Consider the following 20,590-nt stretch of genomic DNA (forward strand, 5'->3'; position numbering starts at 1 on the left):
TTTATTTCATTCCCAATTTGTCTTTGCTGTAGTTGATGCAGGCTACAATGTTTTCTTCTTCGAGTGCCAGTTTTTCATCATTACTCAATTTTGCTACGCGAGGCAGGCCACCAGCATATTTGTGTTGTCTGACCGTTCGGAGCATTCGGGCCAGATCAGAACCCGGCACCGAAGCCATTGTTTCCCAATAGGCATTCGTCAAACAGGGAATTTCCAGTGGATCACGCGTAATCATTTCCAGACTAAACGTACCGGATGGATTATGTTTTCGACAGAGATCAACCATTTTTTGCAGATCGAGAATGCCTTTTCCCATAGGCACTTCCGACAATAGAAATCCATCGGGATACTCTTCAACCGCCATATCTTTCACGTGCGTACTAAATACATACGGCGATAAGGTTTCTACGACTTCCATTGGATCTTCCAGCAAGGCCATGCTATTACCAAAATCGAGGGTTACGCCGATCCATTCACTGTTGACTTGTTTCAGGAGATTCACCAAGTCTGGGGCACGCCAATCTTTGTGGTTTTCGACGCCCAATTTGACTTTGTGCTTGCGAAGAACAGGCTCGGACAATTGTAGCATGGTCAACGCGTTTTTCTTCAATTCCTCGAAAGCTGCGGGAGAATGGTACGTTTCGTAACGTCGGCCCGTTGAGCAGACGGTTCGTAACACCTGCGCTCCGGCTTCCCGTGCATTAATTACATCCTGTTCAAATTTTGCAACTTCATCTGCTTTTTTGGGTAAACCAATTGAGCCTTCCAGATAAAGCCCATACTTCTCCCGCTCATCGCGCACCTTTTTGGCAAAGTCGGACGACCAGCCGTTAACGATGACCTGCACACCACCCGCACCGAGTTGATGGCAATGATCAAGCAGTTGAATAGCATTTGTGAAGCTTGGATACTTCTGACTTTCCACTTTTGAATTCCAGCGACTCCAATACGAATGGACAACAATGCCCATTCGTTTATCGGCGAACCAATCGGGAACAGCAGGAAAAGACACAGCCATAGCCCCTGCCGTAGCACGCTGCAAAAAATCTCGTCTATCCATTTGGGTAAAGGTCAAGGATTGTTTAGGGTAGGTATTGGTTGTCCTGATGTCTTTTATTTCGCACTGGCGGCTTGTGTCTCCAGAATATATTTATTCAATTCTTTGGCCGTCCAGGGCACAACGCGCCCTTGTCCCAGAATACGAGTCATGCCAACTGTCCTTTTGCCAATCGGGCCTGCATTATTCCCCCATTCGTTGCGGATGTACATCAGAATAGACGTGATCGACTGATCGTCCATAGTCGAATGAGCAGGCATAACCGGAAGAATATCTGGTGCATCGTAAACCCGTTTATTTATTTCTACAGGTCCTTCCATTCCATGCAGCAAGACAAGCGCTAATCGTTTTTCATCGCCCAGCACCCAATCCGAACCAATCAGGGGCGGACCGAAGCGGGGTAGTCCTGCGCCGTCAGTGCCGTGACAGCCCGAACAAGTATTGAGGTAAAGTTGTCGTCCCGACGCAAATAGCTTTTGCTCTTCGTCGTTCAGCAGGCTCTTTTTTGCGGTATTGCTTTTTGCGGCAACGTGGCCGGGCCATTCAAACATCGTTTCCAGTGATGCCAGACGAGACGGGTCGATTTTGTGACTGGATTTAGCTAACAGGCTCGGCGCTGCGGTGAGTTTTATTGGCTTTATTTTGCTGCTACCGGCAATCGACATGCTGGTCAGTATGGCTTTTTCCTGCCAGCCCAACGGCTCTTTCTTGGCATCTAAAAGCGCCAACAGCGTTGTTAACTCAGCAGGGTTTCGCTTCCGAACAATGGCCGTCGTCAGCATCTCTACGAAAATTTCTTTTGCCGGTTCCTGCGTTTGCCATTGGGGTGATTTTAATAACCGTTGTAAAAAGGCAAACTCCTGATTTTGAAGGCTACTCATAGCCGCATCGCGAATCAGGGCAGATTCGCCATAACGTCCGACAATATTGGCCAGTAATTGCTGAGCCACAGGCTGATCAAGTACGCCAGCCGTAAAGGTCATCTGTAAAATTTGCTCAATTGGAGCTTGTTCCCATCGGGCCAACAGCTGTTCACCCAGTTTTGCCCGAACAGCTTTATCTGCTTTCGCAAACGGCTCCAACAGCCGAAGGGCCGTTGAACTAACAAGGGCGTTCGGGTCGGCAACCAATCCAGATAACAGAGTAGGGTTACTAAGCTTCAACCCATCCAGCGTCCACAAAGCGTGGAATCGACCGAGGGGCTGTTCGCCTTTGGTAGCCAATGTTGTTAAAGCTGGACCAACTCGCTTGTCATTTCGATCAATTAATAAGTGCTGCGCCACATCACGATGCCAACCATCTGGGTTTGACAATTCAGCAACGAGTTCATCTGACGACGCGCTCGACAATTTCTTCGTTTTTTGCGCCTTCCAGTTCTGGGGAACAATGCGCCAGATACGGCCCCGGTTGACAGGTTTATCAAGTTCGCGGGACAACGTCTGTTCCTTCAAATAAGGTGTCACATAAGCCTTGTGCTGGATAAGGCCACGATACATATCGGCGATATACAATGCACCATCAGGACCTGTGGCCATATGAACTGGTCGGAATCGCTCATCTGTCGAGGCCAGGAATTCTGTGCCAGGGTGTGGATCATGCGCCGTAATCAGCAGGCCTTTCTCTTCTACCACATTGCGCTTAATGAGATTCCCGGCAGGTTCGCAGACAAACGCGTTGCCATAATAGGCCGCAGGCAGTGCGGTTCCCCGATAGGCCAATGGAGAACAGGCAGCGGTGAATTCAAGTAAGTGACCTTCTTTATCCAGAGTTCCGGGTATATAGCCTCGATTCACTGCCGGATTAGGCCGGATTGGGTAAACCCGCCGATCAATAGTCAGACCATAGTCGATACCGGTGGTTGGCTTGTGATTTTTATTTCGGGATAAATAGTTTGGCGCGACCAGATCGGCGTGCAACTGCGACCAGTTGTAATTGTAATACAGGCGACCTTTGTCATCATAACTAATGCCCCATTGACCACGAAACTCGGTGCTATCACGCTCCCATTTGCCGTTGGTTAGTCGATATCGAAGACGCGATTTGGCGTTATAATACCAGTTGTCCAGGCCCCGCCAAAGCCCATTTGGCGCGTGTTCGGGCAGTCCGCTAGAAGCGTAGGTTGCATCAACAACGGTTTTCGTATCTGCCTTCAGATCACCATTCAGATCTTTGGTCATCCATAAAGCGCCATTTTCAGCGATCAATACACCACCAGGAACGAAGGCCATTGCTCTTGGCATCACCAGACTGTCGAGATAAACTTTGCTGACATCCATCTGGCCATCGCCATTCGTGTCTTCAAGTACCGATAGGCGGCCAACGCGCTTATCTTCACCGTCACCGTTAACATCAGGCATAAATCCTCGCATCTCGATCACCCAAAGTCGGCCATCTTCATCAAAGTTGATGACAACCGGGTCCTGAATCATTGGTTCAGAGGCAACAAGCTGAATAGCCAGGCCCGGTTCGAGCTGAAACGTGGCTTGTTCTTCGGCTGGTGTTTTTACTGGCGAAGGGCCTTCTGCCAGCGTCGTTCTTAGATTCGTTTTAAAGCTGAGCAGACACACAAGGCCAGCACAAATCAAGCTAATAGAATAAACGGGCTTAACCATGAGGCATAAATTGGCATTATAAGATGATAAAGCATTATTGATAAGATACTACTTGCGTTCGGGCTCTGATATTAGCCGCTTTAGCAAAACTTAATCTCTTTAAGAGTGCTTGTTAAGCCGTGTTGTTTATGGCGACTTCTGGAAACTTTAAAATTGACTAAAACTATATCGAGATTTTGACCGTAGTTTTAAGTACTTGGTCATTAATAGTCATGTATAGTCAGTAATAGTTAAACTACTGCCTTTTTTCGTTCCTGCTCAACTAAATTTCTTTCTTGCATTCGGCATGAGCCTATGAGTCAACGACGTATGAGTATCCGTGTCTTCGTTTTAGTGCTCCTGAATGTCTTGTCGATCAAGGTGGCCATAGCTTCGGAAACCCTTTTTTATCTGGTCAAGAAGGCAGATTGGCTGGCACAATCCACGAAGGTCAGCTTTCACCCTCCCTTCTTTTCCAAGGAAGGCTTCATTTCACTTATAACGCCCGAGCAGGTGATTTCTACGGCCCAAACTTTATATCAGGGTCAGAGCGATTTGCTGTTGGTAAAACTCAACATATCGGCTGCCGATCCGCGCTTAAAGTGGGAACAAGTATCCGGTAGTGAAGTCTCTGTCCCGCATTACTATGGAGATTTGTCTCGAGTATTGGTGAAGAAAGTTTACCCTTTTCTGCCTCAGAAAGATGGCCATTTCGCCCTCCCCAAAGATCCCTTTCTGAAGCGAATGACTTCCCATTTACTATCCAAAGGACTTGTTAGTAAATTCCTTCGCTACCAGGAATGGCAAAACACCGATCGGTTTCATAAGCTACAGGTCAAGAACTTCCAGCGTTCTAAAGTCCAGCTTCAGTGGTGGTATTTCGATTTTTTCCTTGAAGATGGCAGTTCAGTGGTGCTGGCCTTTATTCCTCAACATTGGTGGGAAAAACCCGGATTGGCCAGTGATAAAAAATCAGTATTTACAATGGCCCTTAAACCCAAACAGGGTACCGTGAAACGATTCACAACCATCGTTCCTCAATCCGATGTTAAAAGCTCTGCCAGCCATCTGGAAATTCCTTCCCATCTGGTCATTCGGGCTATAGAAGGCAGCGAGAACAATCAGTTCTCGATTCAGGTAAATTTTCCGGAAGTCAAAGGCGAGTTTACGATTAACCCAACTCAACTTCCCTTTGCTGCCTTTCCTTCGGGATTAATGCCGGGCCCGCTGCGGACTGTGATGAGCGGTGCTCCTTTAGGTTCACCAAGTTTTAGCTATGTTTCTCAGATTCCCAATAGCACCGTTACAGGTTCGCTTTCATGGGACGACTATCAGGCTAACTTTACAGGGCAGGCTTACCACGAACAAGGCAGGCTGAACGACTCGCCAGAGCGTCAGGGAGGAAGCTGGACCTGGTACCATTTTGCGGGTGATGGCTGGAATATTTTCGGCAGCCCCGGCAGCTACATTTACCTGCAACAGGGCGATCAGATTATACGCTCCGGCTTTCAACTGATTGGTAAAAACTATACGCTGACAAATCGAATGTACTCAAGCCCCGACCATGCCAAATTGTTGACAGGGGGCGAGATTTCCTTTCATCACGAGAACCTCACATTTCGACTTAAAATGGACCCTTCTACGGCTAAAACGTTGGTTTGTTTTCCGTCCACTAACCCAAGCCAGGTCTGGGGTACTGTTGGCGGAGAAGCTACGCTTTCGGTTTCAGAAGGATCAGCGACCAAAACACTAGCAGGCCGGATGTTTCTGGAAAGTTGCTCTTGGGAAATCTATAAAGAGCCCAAAAGAACTAGAAACTAATTTTAAAGCGCAAAAGGAATCGTTTTTAGATGGGTAAGAGGCAATCTTACATCTGAACGATTTGAATGTTGTTGCCGCATGTATCATCAAATACGGCAATCGTTACAGGACCCATTATGGTCGGTTTCATACTAAATACGACCCCTAGCTTTTCTAGTCGTTCATATTCTTTATGAACATCATCTACGTTGAAAGCAGTCAGCGGAATTCCGGCGTCGTATAAGGCTTTTTGGTATACGCTAGCGGGTGGAAATGCCATTGGTTCGAGGAGCAATTCAACGCCGTCTCTTTCTTCATTTGAGACAACGGTTAGCCATTTATGATCGCCTAGTGGCACCTCCGTTTTCTTGACAAAGCCTAATATTTCTGTATAAAACTTCAGGGCTTTTTCCTGATCATTTACCAGTAAACTCGTTACTTTAATTTTCATGTTTCTTTGATTTCTAGTAAGCGATTTGGCCATGCTTACGATCTCAGCAAAGGTCAGTAATGGCTACAGAAACCACTTCTCGAAAATTGCTATTTTCCCCATATCAGTAAACCCGTCCAACTGCAAAGTCCTGAGCTTTGGTCAACTGCCTACCACTTTGACTGTCGACTTTTAAAGGCGGTAGGTGTTGAGCCAGTTATCTTTTTGAAAAGCCCCGTAAAGGAGCTTGTACTATCAAAACCTACCGAAAAACAAACCTCCTGCACTGTTTTACCAGTCAGTAAAAGTCGTTTCGCTTCTTCAATCCGAACCATCATTAGGTATTGGTAGGGCGTTTTTCCGTACATCCTTTTGAAGAGTCGGATGAAATGGAATTTTGAAAATGACGCTTCCTGGGCAATAACAGTCAAATTTATGTTGCGTTCTAACTGACCGTCCATGAACCGTTTTGCCTGAATTATCTGATTACATAAATGCTCATTTGGATAGAGTTCATCTCTGATTTTTAGTACCTGCTGATGATAGAAAGTCATGAGTAAAAGGCTAATTTACTGCGCCACTGGCATCAGTCGGAATACATAACCGGGATCTTCGACGGATACATACAGGTACCCATCGGGAGACTGTTTAATATTACGAAGGCGGCCGATGTTTTTCAACAGGTTTTCCTGTTTTACCACTTTGTTGCCACTCATTACGCAACGGTTCAGGTATTGAAAGCGCAAGGAGCCAATTAACAAATTCCCTTTCCAGCCGGGATATTTTGCACTTTCAACGAAGGTCATGCCCGAGGGCGCAATGGAGGGAAGCCAATAGGTAAGCGGCTGCTCCATCCCTTCTTTGGCCGATAGATTTGTGATGGGTTTGCCATCATAATTAATGCCGTAGCAGATGACCGGCCAACCATAATTCGCTCCTTTTTTGATGATGTTCAACTCATCGCCACCGCGTGGGCCGTGCTCCGTCGTCCAGATTTCGCCCGTTGCCTGATTCAGAAGCATCCCCTGCGGATTCCGGTGACCGTAAGAATAAATAGACGCGTGGGCGCTTTTATCTTTCACAAATGGATTGTCTTCCGGAATTCGGCCATCATCGTATAAGCGGTGAATTTTCCCCAAATCATTCGCAATGGACTGCGGGTTCTCTTTTTCATTTCCTCGCTCGCCAACAGAAACAAACAAATACCCTTTTTTATCGAATGCCATTCGGGAACCATAGTGGTGGCGAGTTTTGGAATAAGGAAGTGCTTCAAAAATAACCTTCTGATCAGTCAGCGTATTGCCAGCTAATTTGGCCCGCATAATCGCCGTCGTCGAAAGTTTTTGGTCGCCCTCGTTCTTCACGGCTGAATACGAAAAATAAACGAATTGATTCTTCGCAAAATCAGGATGCAAAACAACGTCCAGTAAACCACCCTGACCTTCGGCCAATACGGTCGGTCCACCCGAAACTTTCACCTTTTGTCGATTTTTGTCAACTCGGTAGATGTCCCCGGAGCGATCTGTAATCAACAGTTCGTTGTTGGGCAGAAACGCTAATCCCCAGGGCGAACCAAGGCCAGTAGCCACTGTATCTAACTTAACTATCTGACCTTCAGATGAAAAGACATTCGATGTAGGTTTGCTGGAAAATTTATACTGATCAACATTTTTCAGGCTTTCCAGTATCAGGTCGGCCAGTTGGTCGATTTCGGTGGCGCTCAGAGTTGCTTTCCAGGTTGGCATGCCCAAATCGGGATAACCTCCCGAAATGCTTGTGATCAGGTCATTTTTGGCATTTCCATGCTTCCATTTACGGTCAACAAAAGCTTCGACTTTTTCGCCATGGCAAGAGGAGCAATACGTTTGATAGTTCTCTCTGGCAGTTTTTGCCACTTTTGACACTGGCTTCGTCTCAGTAAAAAAGCTACTGAGCAAAAACACAGCAACAAAAGCTGCACCGATGGTATAGCGTAACATAGGTAGGAAAGGTTGTTTGTAATTTGAAGCCTAATATGCCGATTTTTTACTAGTCCTTTAAACGGCCACCAGCTCTTTACGCTCCCCAATTTGCTGCCGCCACATGGCGTAATACAGGCCTTTTTGCGCTAACAACTCGCTATGGCGACCTTGCTCAACAACATACCCCTGCTCCAGTACAAAAATTCGGTCGGCATGCAGAATGGTACTCAAGCGGTGAGCGATCAGGATCGTAATGTGTCGGCGCGAGCCCGACAAGTCACGAACAGTCCGGCCAATTTCTTCTTCGGTAAGGGAGTCCAGCGCCGATGTCGCTTCATCGAATACCAGCAAAGCTGGCTTGCGAAGCAGCGCACGAGCAATACTGAGTCGTTGCTTTTCTCCACCGGAGACCTTCACCCCACCTTCGCCAATGACTGTATCGAGTCCCTGAGGAGCACGGGCCAACAACGAATCAGCGGCTGCCTGGTGCAAGGCCGTCAGGCATTCAGCATCGGTCGCATTGGGTGCCACGAAGCGTAAGTTCTCACGAATGGTTCCAGCAAAAAGCTGCGTATCCTGCGTCACAAAGCCGATTTGTTCGCGCAACTCATCCAGATTTACCTCAGAGCCGGGAATATCATTGTACAAAATCTGACCGCTCAACGGCTTATACAGTCCAACCAACAACTTCACAAGTGTCGTTTTTCCAGAACCACTCGGCCCTACAAATGCAACTGTCTCGCCCACCTGCGCGTCGAAGGAAATACCATCGAGAGCTGGTTTATCGGCGGTGAGGTGTTTGAAATGAACATTCTCAAAGGACAGCGTTTTGAGCGACTCGACGGGCTGCGGGTGGGCTGGTTGTATATCGCGGGGTGTATCCAGGATCTGCTGAAAATTAGCCAGCGACGCTTCCGTTTCGCGATATACATTGATGATGTTGCCAAGTTCCTGCAACGGTCCGAAAATGGCGAACGAGTAAATGAACAGGGAGAAAAATTCACCCACCGTAATGCGCTCCTGCACAACTAAAAACAACATGAGCAGCATGATGGCATTACGAAGTAAATTCACGAACGTTCCCTGAATGAAGGACAGCGACCGAATGTAGCGTACTTTTTTGAGTTCGAGCTTCAGGATTTTTTCAGTCGTAGCATTCAGCCGTTCCGTTTCCTGTTGAGCTAAACCGAGACTTTTCACCAGTTCGATATTGCGCAGACTCTCAGTCGTCGAACCAGCCAGCGCGGTGGTTTCGGCGACAATCGTTTTCTGTACGGTCTTGATTTTTTTGCTCAGCAGCGAGCTCACAAATCCCAGTAACGGAATGGTCAGGAAATAAGCCGGAGCAATGGGCCAGTAGACCGTAGCGGCATACCACATCACAAAGACGATGCCCACAACCGACGTAAAGAGCACATTCACAAACGATTGAATCAGTTTCTCAACGTCGGAGCGTACCTTTTGCAACTTACCCAGTGTCTCCCCCGATCGCTGATCTTCAAAGACCTGATACGGTAGTTCGAGCGAATGGCGAAGGCCATCCGTATAGAGCCGTGCCCCCAGTCGTTGGGTAATCACGTTGACGTAATAATCCTGAAAATTCTTGGCGATACGGCTCACCATAGCCACGCCAAGGGCCTGTAAGATCAGGAGGCCAGCGCCGTTTTTCAGAAAGCCCCAGAACCCTAATGGCCGCAAGGTGCCTCCGGGCTTAACAACGTACTGGTCAATGATTTTTCGGAAGATATACGGATCAAGCAGCGAGAAAATCTGGTTGATCGCTGCGAGTATCAGCGCGAGTGCCAACAGGCCCCAGTAACGCCGTAAATAACTGTAGAGTAATTGCATAAATGAGTTGGTGGTAGAGCAAGACGTTGATGAACCGGGTGTACCAACTACCGGACTGCCTTCATTCATTTAACACAAAAAGGAGCATTTTAGGTCAATAAAGTTAAACGCAAAGGGCGCAAAGTTGCCGCAAAGTTGCCGCAAAGTCCACAGAGCAATACTTCTTTGCGCTCTTTGCGGTACCTTTGCGCTCTTTGCGTTAAAGACCTTTTACTACATGAAAAACGCCTTTCTACTTTTTTTTATCTTCAGTCTGCTAACGGCTTGTGGTGGAAATACAGACAAGAAACAGGACAGTCCCGCTCAATCCACCACCGCTACTACAGATTCCACTGCGGCACCAGCTCCCAAGCCAAAGAACTGTCAATCGGTTGTAGAAGCTGACAAATTCGGGAAAGCTGATGTGTATCAGGAATCAGGGAAGTCGATAAAAGTCTCGCTGACATTGGATCAGGATACCAGTTCGACACAAGTAGCCAACGGGTGTTACTTCAACAACACGGTTACGGTGTTGGCAACGAAAAAATCGGGAAGTCCAATGTTTAAGCGAACGCTACTCAAAGACGACCTATTGTATTTTACAAAAAGTGGCGATGCCATAAAACAGTCTATCCTACAAAAGGTCATCTACAAACCCACCTTCAACGGTCAGCGCTACATTACACTGACTATGCATCTGCTAGAGCCTGAGAGCAAAAAGACGATGGATTTCACGCTGTTTATGAACTACTTCGGGGAGATTGTTAAGGTGAAATAGGGCAAGAGCGGTAGTAGAAATTTAGAAATATTAAGTCTGGTTAAACCGGTTTTGCCATCTATCTAATGCCCTTCCAACCCCTTTATACACCTCCATCCAACCATCATCGCGTTTGGAATATTTTGTAACAGGCTTGGCAGGAATACCTTGTATAGCGCCAATTGGCCGTAAATCCTCCCAGGCACTCGGTCTAACTTGGATAGGAATGATTGTTTTTTCTCCTCTGGCTTCCGCTTTTAATGCATTGGCTAACTCAATAGAATAACAAAAGTCAGAATCAATGAAATCGGGGCTCATTAGGGCAATAACAATGTGCGCCCGCTCCAAATGGCCCATGATTTCGTCATTCCAGCGTTGACCAGCCGTAATCTCGAAATCCTGCCATACCTGTATTTTATCTTGCCGAATCAGCGGTTTCAGGGACTTCATTAACTCGTCTTTATACTGGACGTCTTCGTGTGCATACGAAATGAAGATGTTTACTGTTTGACTACGACCTACATTGGTAGCTCGATTGGTAACGTCTACACCTTCCAGTAAGTCGTTAATGGTATACCTTCGTTTTAACTTGGGAATGAGAATCTGTTTCTCGCCCATGTCCAGTAGGTCAATCAAATCCTGATAAGCAACATACTCATTGGGCATATCAGGCAGCGCTACTTTCTCTTCAATTTTAATATTAAGCTTTGCATTAATTTCTTGTAAAGTCTGGCGAATCAAATTAAGGAATGACCGCTGGAAGTTAGCTCCCTGGCTCTTCACTCGAATGGCGATTGACTTTGCCTCTTTATCTGCTTCGATATAAGCATATGATTCTGACGACAAATCTTTCAGTACAACACCCGTACGCCACTGTAAGTCCTGCACAATCCAACGGCTGAGTTGCACCATGAGGGTGGGCAGAACAGAATTGGGCAGAAAATCGTAAGCAAATAAATAATGAGCCGCTCCAGTAAAATCAATTGATACATCTTTCCGGCTAACCGGCAATAAATCAGGAATCATCCAACGGTCTTCCCCAACTTTGTAGCAAAGTTCAAACTGTTCCAGCATACTTACGATAAAGGCAAATTTGGCGCCGGGATAACTGACTTTGAGTTCTTTCCGACGTTGGGCTAAATCTGGCGCTGTCTCTTCCGGTTTGTGTAGAATAGTTTCCAAATCATCCCATTCTAAAAAGCCATTTTTATCCGTTACCTCGGGCGAGTTGATAATACGATACACGGCCTGAGTGAGCCATTGAGGATTCATGATAAATGTATCATGCCGGGTAGCCTGCCGTTTGTGTTCAAAAACGATTCCCAGATCATTCAAAAAGCCAAGCAACGTTTTCTGCTGTGCTTCATCCGTTACACTATCAGCCTCGCAGTACTGCTGGAATTCATTGTACGTAATGTAATCCCGCTTCATAGTGCTTAAGGTTTGTTTAACAGCCAGCCAATCGGGAGAAAAAGGTTGTTTCCGAATATCCATGTCTTGGATAACAGACCTTAGTTCGTCCTGAAATTCTGGGACTCCGTCTCCTCGTTTACAGGATACCCGGAAGAAGCGATTCGCGATAGCTGGATATTTTTCGGTCAGAAAGGGACGGTTCAAGTCAAATCCTGGATTTTCATCAATTTTATTAATAACTACCAACACAGGCGACTGTTTACCAAAAGTGTCAATATGTTTCAGCCAGTATTCAGTCTGATCTTCTTTGCGAGAATCCAGCACCAGCACATAAATACTGCGTTCCGTTAGGAAAAACTGGTGGGTAGCATGCATGATTTCCTGACCACCAAAATCCCAGAAGTTTACCTGCACTCGATCTCCTTTGCAATTATATTCGCCCCGCTCAATCAGAATGCCGTGTGTTTGCGATTGGTGTGGGTTAAAATCTTTACCCAATAGTTGGCTAACTAATGAAGTTTTGCCTGCAGCACCTTCACCAATCAAAACTACTTTAACCTCATTTAGTGGTTTGGTCTGTTTGTTCTCTAACGAGTTAAAATAAGCCTGGACGCTTTCGTTCCCCTTGAGCAAAATTTCAAGGGGTGGATGTTTCCAGGGATTATCACCAATAGTTATACATGAATTGCCTGAATAGCCATTACTATTTTCTATTGGAATTCCCAGTTGTAATAGGAATTCAGGAAATACATTAATCTGGTTTTGGGCCACATCCAACTTTTTCAGTTTGGTCAAGGAGGCCAGCGGAATTAAATCATGTATTTGGTTATTATGCAACTGTAGATCAATCAATTGGATTAAAGACATTAGTGAAGTCAGATCCCTAATTAGGTTATTAGATAAACGGAGTTCTTGTAACTGAATTAGAGATGCCAATGGCCCTAGGTCTTCAATCTGATTATTAGGCAAAAACAAATCAATTAACCTGGTCAGGCTGGCAAAAGGGCTGAGATCACTAATATGACTATCGGGCAGATACAAATAATTTAACTGGGTTAGAGACTTCAATGGATTGAAATCATGTATTTTGTTCTCACCTAAGGATAGCCTTTGTAACTTTTTTAAATTTTTTAGCGGCTTTAAGTCACTAATTTCATTTTCATACAAAAACAATGTGTGTAATTTGGCCAATGGTATAAGTGGCCCCAGATCACTGATCTGGTTATTACTAACATCCAACTCTTTTAACTGGATCAGAGAAGACAGGGGGCTCAGATCGCTAACTTTTGTGCCGGACACATATAACGACTGCAACTGTGGCAACTGTTGTACCTCCGGAGGAATGGAGGTGAGATCCAAAAAAGATAAGCTAAGAGATATGCTTCTCTCTTTTTTACACTCATTGATGCGCTTTAAGGCTTCTTGATAGGCATCGTCGGTTGAGGTATTCATAGCGTGGATTGGGGATAACAAGTAAAGGTTAGATCGAAAGTTACGGGTTCTATGCTGAAATTGCGGCTGAGCTTCCTGAAAAGTTTAACCCATTGGAGGCATACAAAAAACGCCGGACGTCTCCGCCCGGCGTTTAACTTGAAATCTGAAACAAACGAACTTGAAACAATTTAAGTCGCTCCCGCTTTAATCTCATCCACCACTGCCGGATCAAGCAACGTAGAGGTGTCGCCTAGATTACTGGTATCTCCTTCGGCAATTTTACGCAGGATTCGGCGCATGATTTTGCCGGAGCGCGTTTTGGGTAAACCTGTTACAAACTGAATTTTGTCGGGCTTGGCGATGGGGCCAATGACCCGGGTTACGGTAGCCAGAATGTCGCGCTTGGTTAGTTCAACATCGTGACCGTCGGGTTGCTGATCGGTGATGACGTAGGCGTAAATGCCCTGACCTTTGATGTCGTGCGGATAGCCGACCACCGCGCTCTCAACCACACCTGTGTGCATGTTGATCGCGTTTTCTACTTCAGCGGTACCGATGCGGTGGCCCGATACATTTAGTACATCATCTACACGTCCCGTAATGCGGTAGTAGCCGTCTTCGTCGCGGAGGCAACCATCACCCGTAAAATACAGGCCTGGATACGTAGCGAAATACGTTTGACGGCAACGTTCATGATCACCGTAGGTGGTTCGCAGAATACCCGGCCAAGGGAATTTCATGCAGAGGTTTCCGCTAACACCGTTTCCTTCAATCTCCTTCCCGTTTTCGTCGACTAGAATTGGCTGAACACCGGGTAAGGGAAGCGTGGCAAACGTAGGTTTGGTTTTAGTAATACCCGCCAACGGCGAAATCAGAATCCCCCCCGTTTCGGTCTGCCACCATGTATCGACAATTGGGCAGCGGTTTTTACCGATGTTATCATCGTACCAATGCCAAGCTTCTTCATTAATGGGTTCCCCTACCGAGCCAAGTACCTGCAAACTACTTAAGTCGTGGTTCTCAACTTTGTCGAGTCCAAATCCCATCAATGACCGAATGGCCGTTGGTGCGGTATAGAGAATATTAACGTTGTGTTTATCTGTGATGTCCCAGAAACGGCCACAATCAGGATAGGTTGGTACGCCTTCAAAAATCACTGAAGTGGCACCGGATGCCAGCGGACCATAGACAATGTAACTATGCCCCGTAATCCAACCAATGTCCGCCGTGCAGAAGAACACCTGGCCGGGCTCGTACTGGAATACATTCTGGAAGGTATAGGTCGCATAGACCATGTAGCCTCCGCAGGTATGGACAACACCTTTAGGTTTACCCGTTGAGCCGGACGTATACAGAATGAAAAGCATGTCTTCGGCGTCCATTTCTTCGGCAGGGCAATCGGCAGTAACTTGCTTGAGTTCCTGTTCCCACCAAATATCGCGGCCTTTTAGCATTGACACCGGGGTTCGGGTACGGGTCATAACGATCACTTTCTGAACGCTGGGACAACCAATCAGCGCATCATCGACAGTGCTTTTGAGTGGAATTTCCTTGTTCCCCCGATAAGAGCCATCAGCAGTAACGACCACTTTGCATTGCGCATCGTTGATACGGTCGGCGATACTCTGTGCCGAAAAACCACCAAACACTACCGAGTGGACAGCCCCAATACGGGCGCAGGCCAGCACAGCAATGGCCAGTTCAGGCACCATAGGCATGTAAATACATACCCGGTCGCCCTTCACGACCCCATTACGTTTCAGGACATTGGCAAAGCGGCACACCTGATCGTGTAGCATCCGATAGGTAAGCGTGACGCCAGCTTCATTCGGATCGTTGGGTTCCCAGATAATAGCCGGTTGATCACCCCGTTCAATCAGATGCCGGTCAAGACAGTTTTCTGTAATGTTGAGTTTACCGCCAATGAACCACTTAATGTTGGGTTCGCTGAAATTCCATTGCAGAGTTTTGGTCCAGGGCTTACGCCACTGAAAATTCTGCGCGATTTCAGCCCAGAACTCTTCAGGATCGTCAACACTTTTCTGGTAAGCAGTCTGGTATTCGTCAAAGGTTCGGATACGCATAATGATTAAAGAACGAAAGAGTGAATGAGCGAATGAATAAAATCGCTCACGCAAAAAGGCGCCACAAATCTATTAACTCATTCGCTCAATCACTCATTCACTCATTAGATTTATATTCTCCATCCAAGGCGTATTTCCCGAAAAGAATCAGTCCGCCTACAACGATAGGAACCAGTACGCAGAGAACTACCCAGCCAAAAACGCGATCTTCGAGTTTGTCGCTGCCAATCTTCGTGAGGCTATCGGTAATACGATCATAACCAACGTAGATACCCACTAGTATCCAGATAATGCCAAAGTATTGTTTGAGTTTTTCCATAAGGATTAATTAGAGAGAGAGTGAATGAGTGAAGTCATCCAGTAGGTTTTCGCTCTTTCACTCATTCATGCTTTCGCTCTTGTTATTTAAATACAGCAACCCAATGACGAAACAGACACCCGCTACCAGAATCGGATACCAAAGCCCTTCGAGGTAAGGTTTCGCTACCGAACCTGGTGCCACTTCGTTGGCTTTAGTGGCCGTTGCAACCAGTGCCGTTGCAATAAATGGGGTTAGCCCGCCAAAAATACCATTGCCAATATGATACGGGAGCGACATAGAAGTGTAGCGAATCCGGGTTGGGAATAACTCAACTAGGAAAGCCGCAACGGGACCATATACCATTGTTACATAAACAACCTGCACGAATATGAGCAGCACCATCAACCAGAAACTAGCCGTGGGTAAGGTGACGGATTTACTCAGTTCAGGTTTAGACGGTTGCGCTCCCGGACTGGCCGTAACGGTTTTTTCAATGTCTTTCGCGATTAGACCACCCTCATAAAAATGGGTTGTGGTCATAGTAGTCAGTAAACCGCCATTGTCCTGTTTTGTCGACTTTCGATCAATTGTTTGGGCATCGACAAATTCCTGTTTCTGACTTAAGTCGGCCAGACTATATAATTTATCATAGATTGGGCGGTAGGTCAGTATACCCAGTGCCATACCGGCTAACATAATTGGCTTCCGACCAATTCGATCCGACCACCCGCCAAATACGATAAAGAATGGCGTCGCAGCGAGTAAGGCAATCGCCACAATCATATTCGACTGTACAAACTCAACATTACAGGCTTTCTGGATAAACGACAGCGCATAAAACTGCCCCGTGTACCAGATCACGCCCTGTCCTGCTGTTGCTCCAAACAAGGCCAGTAGCACCATTTTCAGGTTTTGTTTCTTACCAAAACTCTCCGCAAGCGGATTCTTTGAGAGATTCCCTTCTGTCTTTAACTTGGAAAATAAAGGAGACTCTGCCATTCGCAGTCGAATTACGATGGATACACCTACCAGCAGAATCGATAATAGAAATGGTACACGCCAGCCCCATTCCGCAAATTTGTCAACACCCAGCGACTCGCGCGTCAGCAAAATTACACCCAGCGACACAAACAGGCCTAGTGTGGCGGTGGTCTGAATAAAACTTGTGTAATATCCCCGCCGACCCTTGGGAGCGTACTCAGCCACATACGTAGCGGCTCCACCATATTCACCCCCGAGTGCTAATCCCTGAATTAATCGAAGCAATAAGACTAACAGAGGTGCCCAGAAACCTATAGTAGCATAACCCGGAATCAGGCCGATAGCGAAGGTCGAGCCGCCCATCAGCACTAACGTTACTAAAAACGTGTATTTCCGACCAACCAGATCGCCCAGTCGCCCGAATACCAATGCGCCGAATGGACGAACGATGAAGCCTGCGGCAAAGGTTGCCAGTGTCGATAGCAATGCCGCCGTGGGATTATCTTTCGGAAAAAACTGCGATGACAATATTGCAGCCAGACTACCGAAAATATAAAAATCGTACCATTCGATGAGCGTTCCGACAGACGAGGCCGAAATAACACTAAACAAGGTACGATTATTAACGGCGGGTTTCGGTTTCTCTTTAGTTCGCTTGGCACTCATACAGAATAAGAAGGGAGAGATTTAACTTAGCAAAGCGATTAACGAGAGTGTTTTACCGTAGATTTTAACCATTGAGGCACAGTGAACACAAAGCTTTTATATCCTCCTTTATGTTCACTGTGCCTTTATGGTTAAAAATAATTAAGGGGCCAGCCGTTCGATTATCCAGTTTCCATCTTCGATTCGGTACCGAATCCGGTCGTGTAGTCGACTTGAGCGACCTTGCCAGAATTCGACCGCATCAGGCAATACCCGGAAACCACCCCAATACGGAGGTCGCGGAACGGGTTGACCGGCAAACTGAGCTTCCAGTTCGCGCTGGCGATCCTCCAGTACATCACGGCTGCCGATCACATTCGATTGGTTCGATACCCATGCTCCAATCTGACTTCCACGTGGACGACTGCTGAAATAAGCATCTGACTCTGCTGGCCTTACTTTCTCCACCACACCTTCAATTCGAATCTGCCGTTCGAGCTCCGCATAAAAAAAAGTGAGTGTTGCAAACGGATGTTGCGTAAGTTCTCGCCCTTTTCGGCTTTCATAGTTTGTATAGAAAACAAACCCTTCGTTTGATACATCTTTCAGCAGGACAATTCGTCCGTCAGGACGGCCTTCAGGCGTAACAGTGCTGACGTGCATGGCATTGGGTTCAGGAACCCCTGCCTGTAACGCAGCGTCGAACCATTGTCGAAACTGAGTAATCGGGTCAGATGCAACTTCGGCAGCGTCTAAACCGCTTAATGTGTATTCATTACGTAAGTCACTGATTGCTGATGACATTCTGTGGGCTTGTTTAAAGGCTGTACTACAAGAATTTTCGCATTTTATCGTACTTTTGCAAAAGTAATCGGTACGTTCCCAACATGGCAAACCAAGAACAGGAAATTAACCAGCAACCAGAAACCACTAAACAGGCTAACGGATCGCTGGCAGTGCATATTCCCGAAGATACCACAACACCCGCTGTGGTCTCCCCCGAAGCATCTATCGAGGGTAGTGAGGCTACGCCCGAATTGGCCGAAGCTGAACCAGCGTCGACTGCCGAAACGCAGTCAGATGCAGTGGGTGACTCTGATATAACGACTCCTTCAACAGCCACACCTGTCGATAGCAGTACACCTACAGCTTCTTCGGAAGAAATTCCTGAGGTGTCCGAAACTTCCGCAGTTGAATCGACAGATGAGCCAGTTTCTGAGGTAGCTCCAACTTCAGCTGTCGAGACAACAGGCGAATCGACGGTAGATACTTCTCCCGTTGCAGAAACAACTGAGCCAGTAGTAGAATCTGCTGTCCCAGCTGATATGCCGGAGATTAGTGAAGAAATCACGGCGCAATATGCTGATGTGCCGGAGGTGGAAGACGAAACGTCGACTCATTCTGCAGTCGATTATAGTCAGTTTACAAAACAGGATTTTGTAAATCTGCTCGAAACGCAACTGGCCGCAATCAGTACGCCATCAGTTACACCAAATGATTTCAAGAAAGCTGATTTGGTGCTGAAAGAAGTGAAGCCGCTATTCGATCAGATGAAGCGGGCTGAGCGTGAAGCAGCTTTGCAGGCTTATGTCGCTGAAACGGGGGCTGAAGAAGGCTTTGAATACAAATACGATGATGCTGTTACTCGTTTCGACGAGCTATACAAGCAGATCAAGAGCCAGAAAAACACCTACTTCCAGAATTTAGATAAGGCTAAGGAAACCAATTTCGCATCGAAAACGGAGTTACTAACCCGACTGCGTGAACTGGTTGAAACCGACGAGAACAATGCGGGTGATCCTAAAGTGAGCTGGAACGAGTTCAAGAAAATCCAGGACGAATGGAAATCGGCTGGAAATATGAATTCGCCCCATAACGCTACGCTTTGGGCGACTTACCATGCGCTGGTTGATCGGTATTACAGCAATCGCAATATCTATTTTGAGCTAAAAGAGCTCGACCGCAAACGAAACACCAGCCTGAAAACAGAGGTGATCGAGAAGGTTGAAGCTATGGCAAAAGCATCGGAAGAAACGCCCGTAACACGGCAAACTATCGACGAAGCCAACGCTCTATTTGAAGAATACAAGCACATAGGTCCAGCCCCGAAAGCTGAGCAGGAAGTACTATGGGGGCGTATGAAAGTTGCCCTAGATGTACTGTATGATAAACGTCGTGGGCAAACCAACGAACAACGGAAAGAGTCGGCTCAATTGTATGAAGAAAAGTCGGCGATTTACGAAGAATTAGTACCCATCACCTCATTTGCGTCCAACAGTATCAACGACTGGAACGACAAAACGAAGGCTGTAATGGCACTGCAAGATCGCTGGAACGCGATTAAAGGTCCGATGCCTCGCGAAGAAGGTAAGGAACTTAGCAAAAAATTCTGGGCTGCCTTAAAAACATTCTTCCATAATAAGGGTGAATTTTTCCGTCAACTCGAAAGCAAGCGCGAAGAAAATTTACGAGCTAAAGTTCAACTTTGCGAACAGGTTGAAGCGATTCTGGCTTCTGGAGAAGAGTCGCCCGAACTGACGCAAACGGTTATTGAGCTGCAACGCCAGTGGAAAAATATTGGTCAGGTTCCAGAGAAGCAGAAGAATACTATTTTTGATCGGTTCAAAGCTGCTTGTGATGCGTTCTTCAATAAAAAACGCTCCAAAAATCAGGAAACAGAGCGCGAATTTGAAGGTAATCTGACGCAGAAACTTGCTCTTATTGAACGGATCGAAGCCGCGGCCAATGCCAACGCCGATCTATCGCAACTGAATGAGTTCAAGAAGGAATGGAATGCCATTGGCTTTGTTCCCAAAAAGGACATGCAATCAACCCAGAAGCGGTATATCAACGCAGTTAACGCGCTTGTTGGTGCAACGGGTAAAATTCCGGCAAAAGACAAGGAGCGAATTATGCTCCAAAGTGAAGCAGAAGCAACCCGCCCTGGGGGTTCTCGTAGCGGGGGGGGTGGACGTGACCGCGATTTCAACCGAGGTGGTGAACGCGACGGCGGTTCAGGCAATAAGCGCGAGGGTGATATCCGTCGGCGTATTACGGCTATCGAAAACGATATTGCTACTTATCGAAACAACATTGAATTCTTTGCTCGCTCCAAAAATGCGGATAAACTCCGTGCGGACATCGACAAAAAAATTGCCGATGCTGAAAAACAGTTGGATGATCTACGCCATCAGCTACGTGTAGCTCAGGCATAGAGTAGTCTAAAAATCGAAAAAGGTGGGCTGGTTACAAATCAGCCCACCTTTTTCGATTTTTTTCAATAGTTGTCTTGCAGAAAAGTCTAAAATT

14 protein-coding genes and 1 pseudogene are annotated in these 20,590 nt (G+C 46.6%); 3 read left to right on the plus strand and 12 right to left on the minus strand.

Features of this window, described 5'->3' with window-relative positions; translation table 11 throughout:
- Window position 1: 1 nt before the first annotated feature.
- On the minus strand, window positions 2–1,060 hold the full coding sequence (locus GO755_RS10235) for a sugar phosphate isomerase/epimerase family protein (protein ID WP_157584641.1): 1,059 nt from the start codon (window positions 1,058–1,060) through the stop codon (window positions 2–4).
- A gap of 53 nt (window positions 1,061–1,113) precedes the next feature.
- Window positions 1,114–3,669, minus strand: coding sequence for a DUF7133 domain-containing protein (locus GO755_RS10240; protein ID WP_157584642.1), 2,556 nt, complete (start codon window positions 3,667–3,669; stop codon window positions 1,114–1,116).
- A 309-nt stretch (window positions 3,670–3,978) separates the two neighbouring features.
- Here GO755_RS10240 and GO755_RS10245 point away from each other — a divergent pair, with 309 nt between their 5' ends.
- The gene (locus tag GO755_RS10245) at window positions 3,979–5,469 is read left to right on the plus strand and encodes a DUF952 domain-containing protein (protein ID WP_198174799.1); all 1,491 of its coding nucleotides are present in this window, start codon (window positions 3,979–3,981) and stop codon (window positions 5,467–5,469) included.
- A gap of 46 nt (window positions 5,470–5,515) precedes the next feature.
- Here GO755_RS10245 and GO755_RS10250 read toward each other — a convergent pair whose 3' ends face one another.
- From GO755_RS10250 to GO755_RS10265, 4 genes are all read right to left on the minus strand, one after another.
- On the minus strand, window positions 5,516–5,899 hold the full coding sequence (locus GO755_RS10250; RefSeq protein ID WP_157584644.1) for a VOC family protein: 384 nt from the start codon (window positions 5,897–5,899) through the stop codon (window positions 5,516–5,518).
- A 149-nt stretch (window positions 5,900–6,048) separates the two neighbouring features.
- Window positions 6,049–6,432: a helix-turn-helix domain-containing protein gene (locus GO755_RS10255; RefSeq protein ID WP_157584645.1), complete on the minus strand. Its 384-nt coding sequence runs from the start codon at window positions 6,430–6,432 to the stop codon at window positions 6,049–6,051.
- A gap of 15 nt (window positions 6,433–6,447) precedes the next feature.
- Window positions 6,448–7,857, minus strand: coding sequence for a PQQ-dependent sugar dehydrogenase (locus GO755_RS10260; protein WP_157584646.1), 1,410 nt, complete (start codon window positions 7,855–7,857; stop codon window positions 6,448–6,450).
- 57 nt (window positions 7,858–7,914) lie between these two features.
- Window positions 7,915–9,687, minus strand: coding sequence for an ABC transporter ATP-binding protein (locus tag GO755_RS10265; protein WP_157584647.1), 1,773 nt, complete (start codon window positions 9,685–9,687; stop codon window positions 7,915–7,917).
- A 217-nt stretch (window positions 9,688–9,904) separates the two neighbouring features.
- Between GO755_RS10265 and GO755_RS10270 the strand changes: the two genes are divergently transcribed.
- A complete protein-coding gene (locus GO755_RS10270) occupies window positions 9,905–10,444 on the plus strand; it encodes a hypothetical protein (protein WP_157584648.1) in 540 nt (179 codons plus the stop codon).
- Window positions 10,445–10,474: 30 nt separating this feature from the next.
- Here GO755_RS10270 and GO755_RS10275 read toward each other — a convergent pair whose 3' ends face one another.
- The 6 genes and pseudogenes from GO755_RS10275 to pdxH all read right to left on the minus strand — a co-directional run bounded on the left by GO755_RS10275 (window position 10,475) and on the right by pdxH (window position 18,085).
- On the minus strand, window positions 10,475–12,703 hold the full coding sequence (locus tag GO755_RS10275; protein WP_227686929.1) for a COR domain-containing protein: 2,229 nt from the start codon (window positions 12,701–12,703) through the stop codon (window positions 10,475–10,477).
- Between the two features lie 12 nt (window positions 12,704–12,715).
- Window positions 12,716–13,288 (minus strand): annotated as a pseudogene (locus tag GO755_RS42170) (leucine-rich repeat domain-containing protein); the annotation flags it as partial.
- 170 nt (window positions 13,289–13,458) lie between these two features.
- Window positions 13,459–15,354: an acetate--CoA ligase gene (gene acs / locus GO755_RS10280; RefSeq protein WP_157584650.1), complete on the minus strand. Its 1,896-nt coding sequence runs from the start codon at window positions 15,352–15,354 to the stop codon at window positions 13,459–13,461.
- A gap of 97 nt (window positions 15,355–15,451) precedes the next feature.
- The gene (locus tag GO755_RS10285; RefSeq protein WP_157584651.1) at window positions 15,452–15,673 is read right to left on the minus strand and encodes a DUF6814 family protein; all 222 of its coding nucleotides are present in this window, start codon (window positions 15,671–15,673) and stop codon (window positions 15,452–15,454) included.
- 57 nt (window positions 15,674–15,730) lie between these two features.
- A complete protein-coding gene (locus GO755_RS10290; RefSeq protein ID WP_157584652.1) occupies window positions 15,731–17,302 on the minus strand; it encodes an MFS transporter in 1,572 nt (523 codons plus the stop codon).
- A gap of 141 nt (window positions 17,303–17,443) precedes the next feature.
- Window positions 17,444–18,085: a pyridoxamine 5'-phosphate oxidase gene (gene pdxH / locus GO755_RS10295; protein WP_157584653.1), complete on the minus strand. Its 642-nt coding sequence runs from the start codon at window positions 18,083–18,085 to the stop codon at window positions 17,444–17,446.
- Window positions 18,086–18,168: 83 nt separating this feature from the next.
- Here pdxH and GO755_RS10300 point away from each other — a divergent pair, with 83 nt between their 5' ends.
- Window positions 18,169–20,496 (plus strand): DUF349 domain-containing protein, encoded by a 2,328-nt coding sequence (locus GO755_RS10300; RefSeq protein ID WP_157584654.1) that lies wholly within the window; start codon window positions 18,169–18,171, stop codon window positions 20,494–20,496.
- Window positions 20,497–20,590 lie beyond the last annotated feature (94 nt).

Source organism: Spirosoma arboris (genome assembly GCF_009754945.1).
Taxonomy (GTDB): Bacteria; Bacteroidota; Bacteroidia; order Cytophagales; family Spirosomataceae; genus Spirosoma; species Spirosoma arboris.

Excerpts from the sequence above, each read along its gene's own strand:
- GO755_RS10265 (WP_157584647.1), bottom strand. The coding sequence starts at position 9,687 with ATGCAATTACTCTACAGTTATTTACGGCGTTACTGGGGCCTGTTGGCA.
- GO755_RS10275 (WP_227686929.1), bottom strand. The coding sequence starts at position 12,703 with ATGTCTTTAATCCAATTGATTGATCTACAGTTGCATAATAACCAAATA.
- GO755_RS10240 (WP_157584642.1), bottom strand. The coding sequence starts at position 3,669 with ATGGTTAAGCCCGTTTATTCTATTAGCTTGATTTGTGCTGGCCTTGTG.
- GO755_RS10300 (WP_157584654.1), top strand. The coding sequence starts at position 18,169 with ATGGCAAACCAAGAACAGGAAATTAACCAGCAACCAGAAACCACTAAA.
- GO755_RS10245 (WP_198174799.1), top strand. The coding sequence starts at position 3,979 with ATGAGTATCCGTGTCTTCGTTTTAGTGCTCCTGAATGTCTTGTCGATC.
- GO755_RS10260 (WP_157584646.1), bottom strand. The coding sequence starts at position 7,857 with ATGTTACGCTATACCATCGGTGCAGCTTTTGTTGCTGTGTTTTTGCTC.
- GO755_RS10270 (WP_157584648.1), top strand. The coding sequence starts at position 9,905 with ATGAAAAACGCCTTTCTACTTTTTTTTATCTTCAGTCTGCTAACGGCT.
- GO755_RS10285 (WP_157584651.1), bottom strand. The coding sequence starts at position 15,673 with ATGGAAAAACTCAAACAATACTTTGGCATTATCTGGATACTAGTGGGT.
- GO755_RS10250 (WP_157584644.1), bottom strand. The coding sequence starts at position 5,899 with ATGAAAATTAAAGTAACGAGTTTACTGGTAAATGATCAGGAAAAAGCC.
- GO755_RS10290 (WP_157584652.1), bottom strand. The coding sequence starts at position 17,302 with ATGAGTGCCAAGCGAACTAAAGAGAAACCGAAACCCGCCGTTAATAAT.
- pdxH (WP_157584653.1), bottom strand. The coding sequence starts at position 18,085 with ATGTCATCAGCAATCAGTGACTTACGTAATGAATACACATTAAGCGGT.
- acs (WP_157584650.1), bottom strand. The coding sequence starts at position 15,354 with ATGCGTATCCGAACCTTTGACGAATACCAGACTGCTTACCAGAAAAGT.
- GO755_RS10255 (WP_157584645.1), bottom strand. The coding sequence starts at position 6,432 with ATGACTTTCTATCATCAGCAGGTACTAAAAATCAGAGATGAACTCTAT.
- GO755_RS10235 (WP_157584641.1), bottom strand. The coding sequence starts at position 1,060 with ATGGATAGACGAGATTTTTTGCAGCGTGCTACGGCAGGGGCTATGGCT.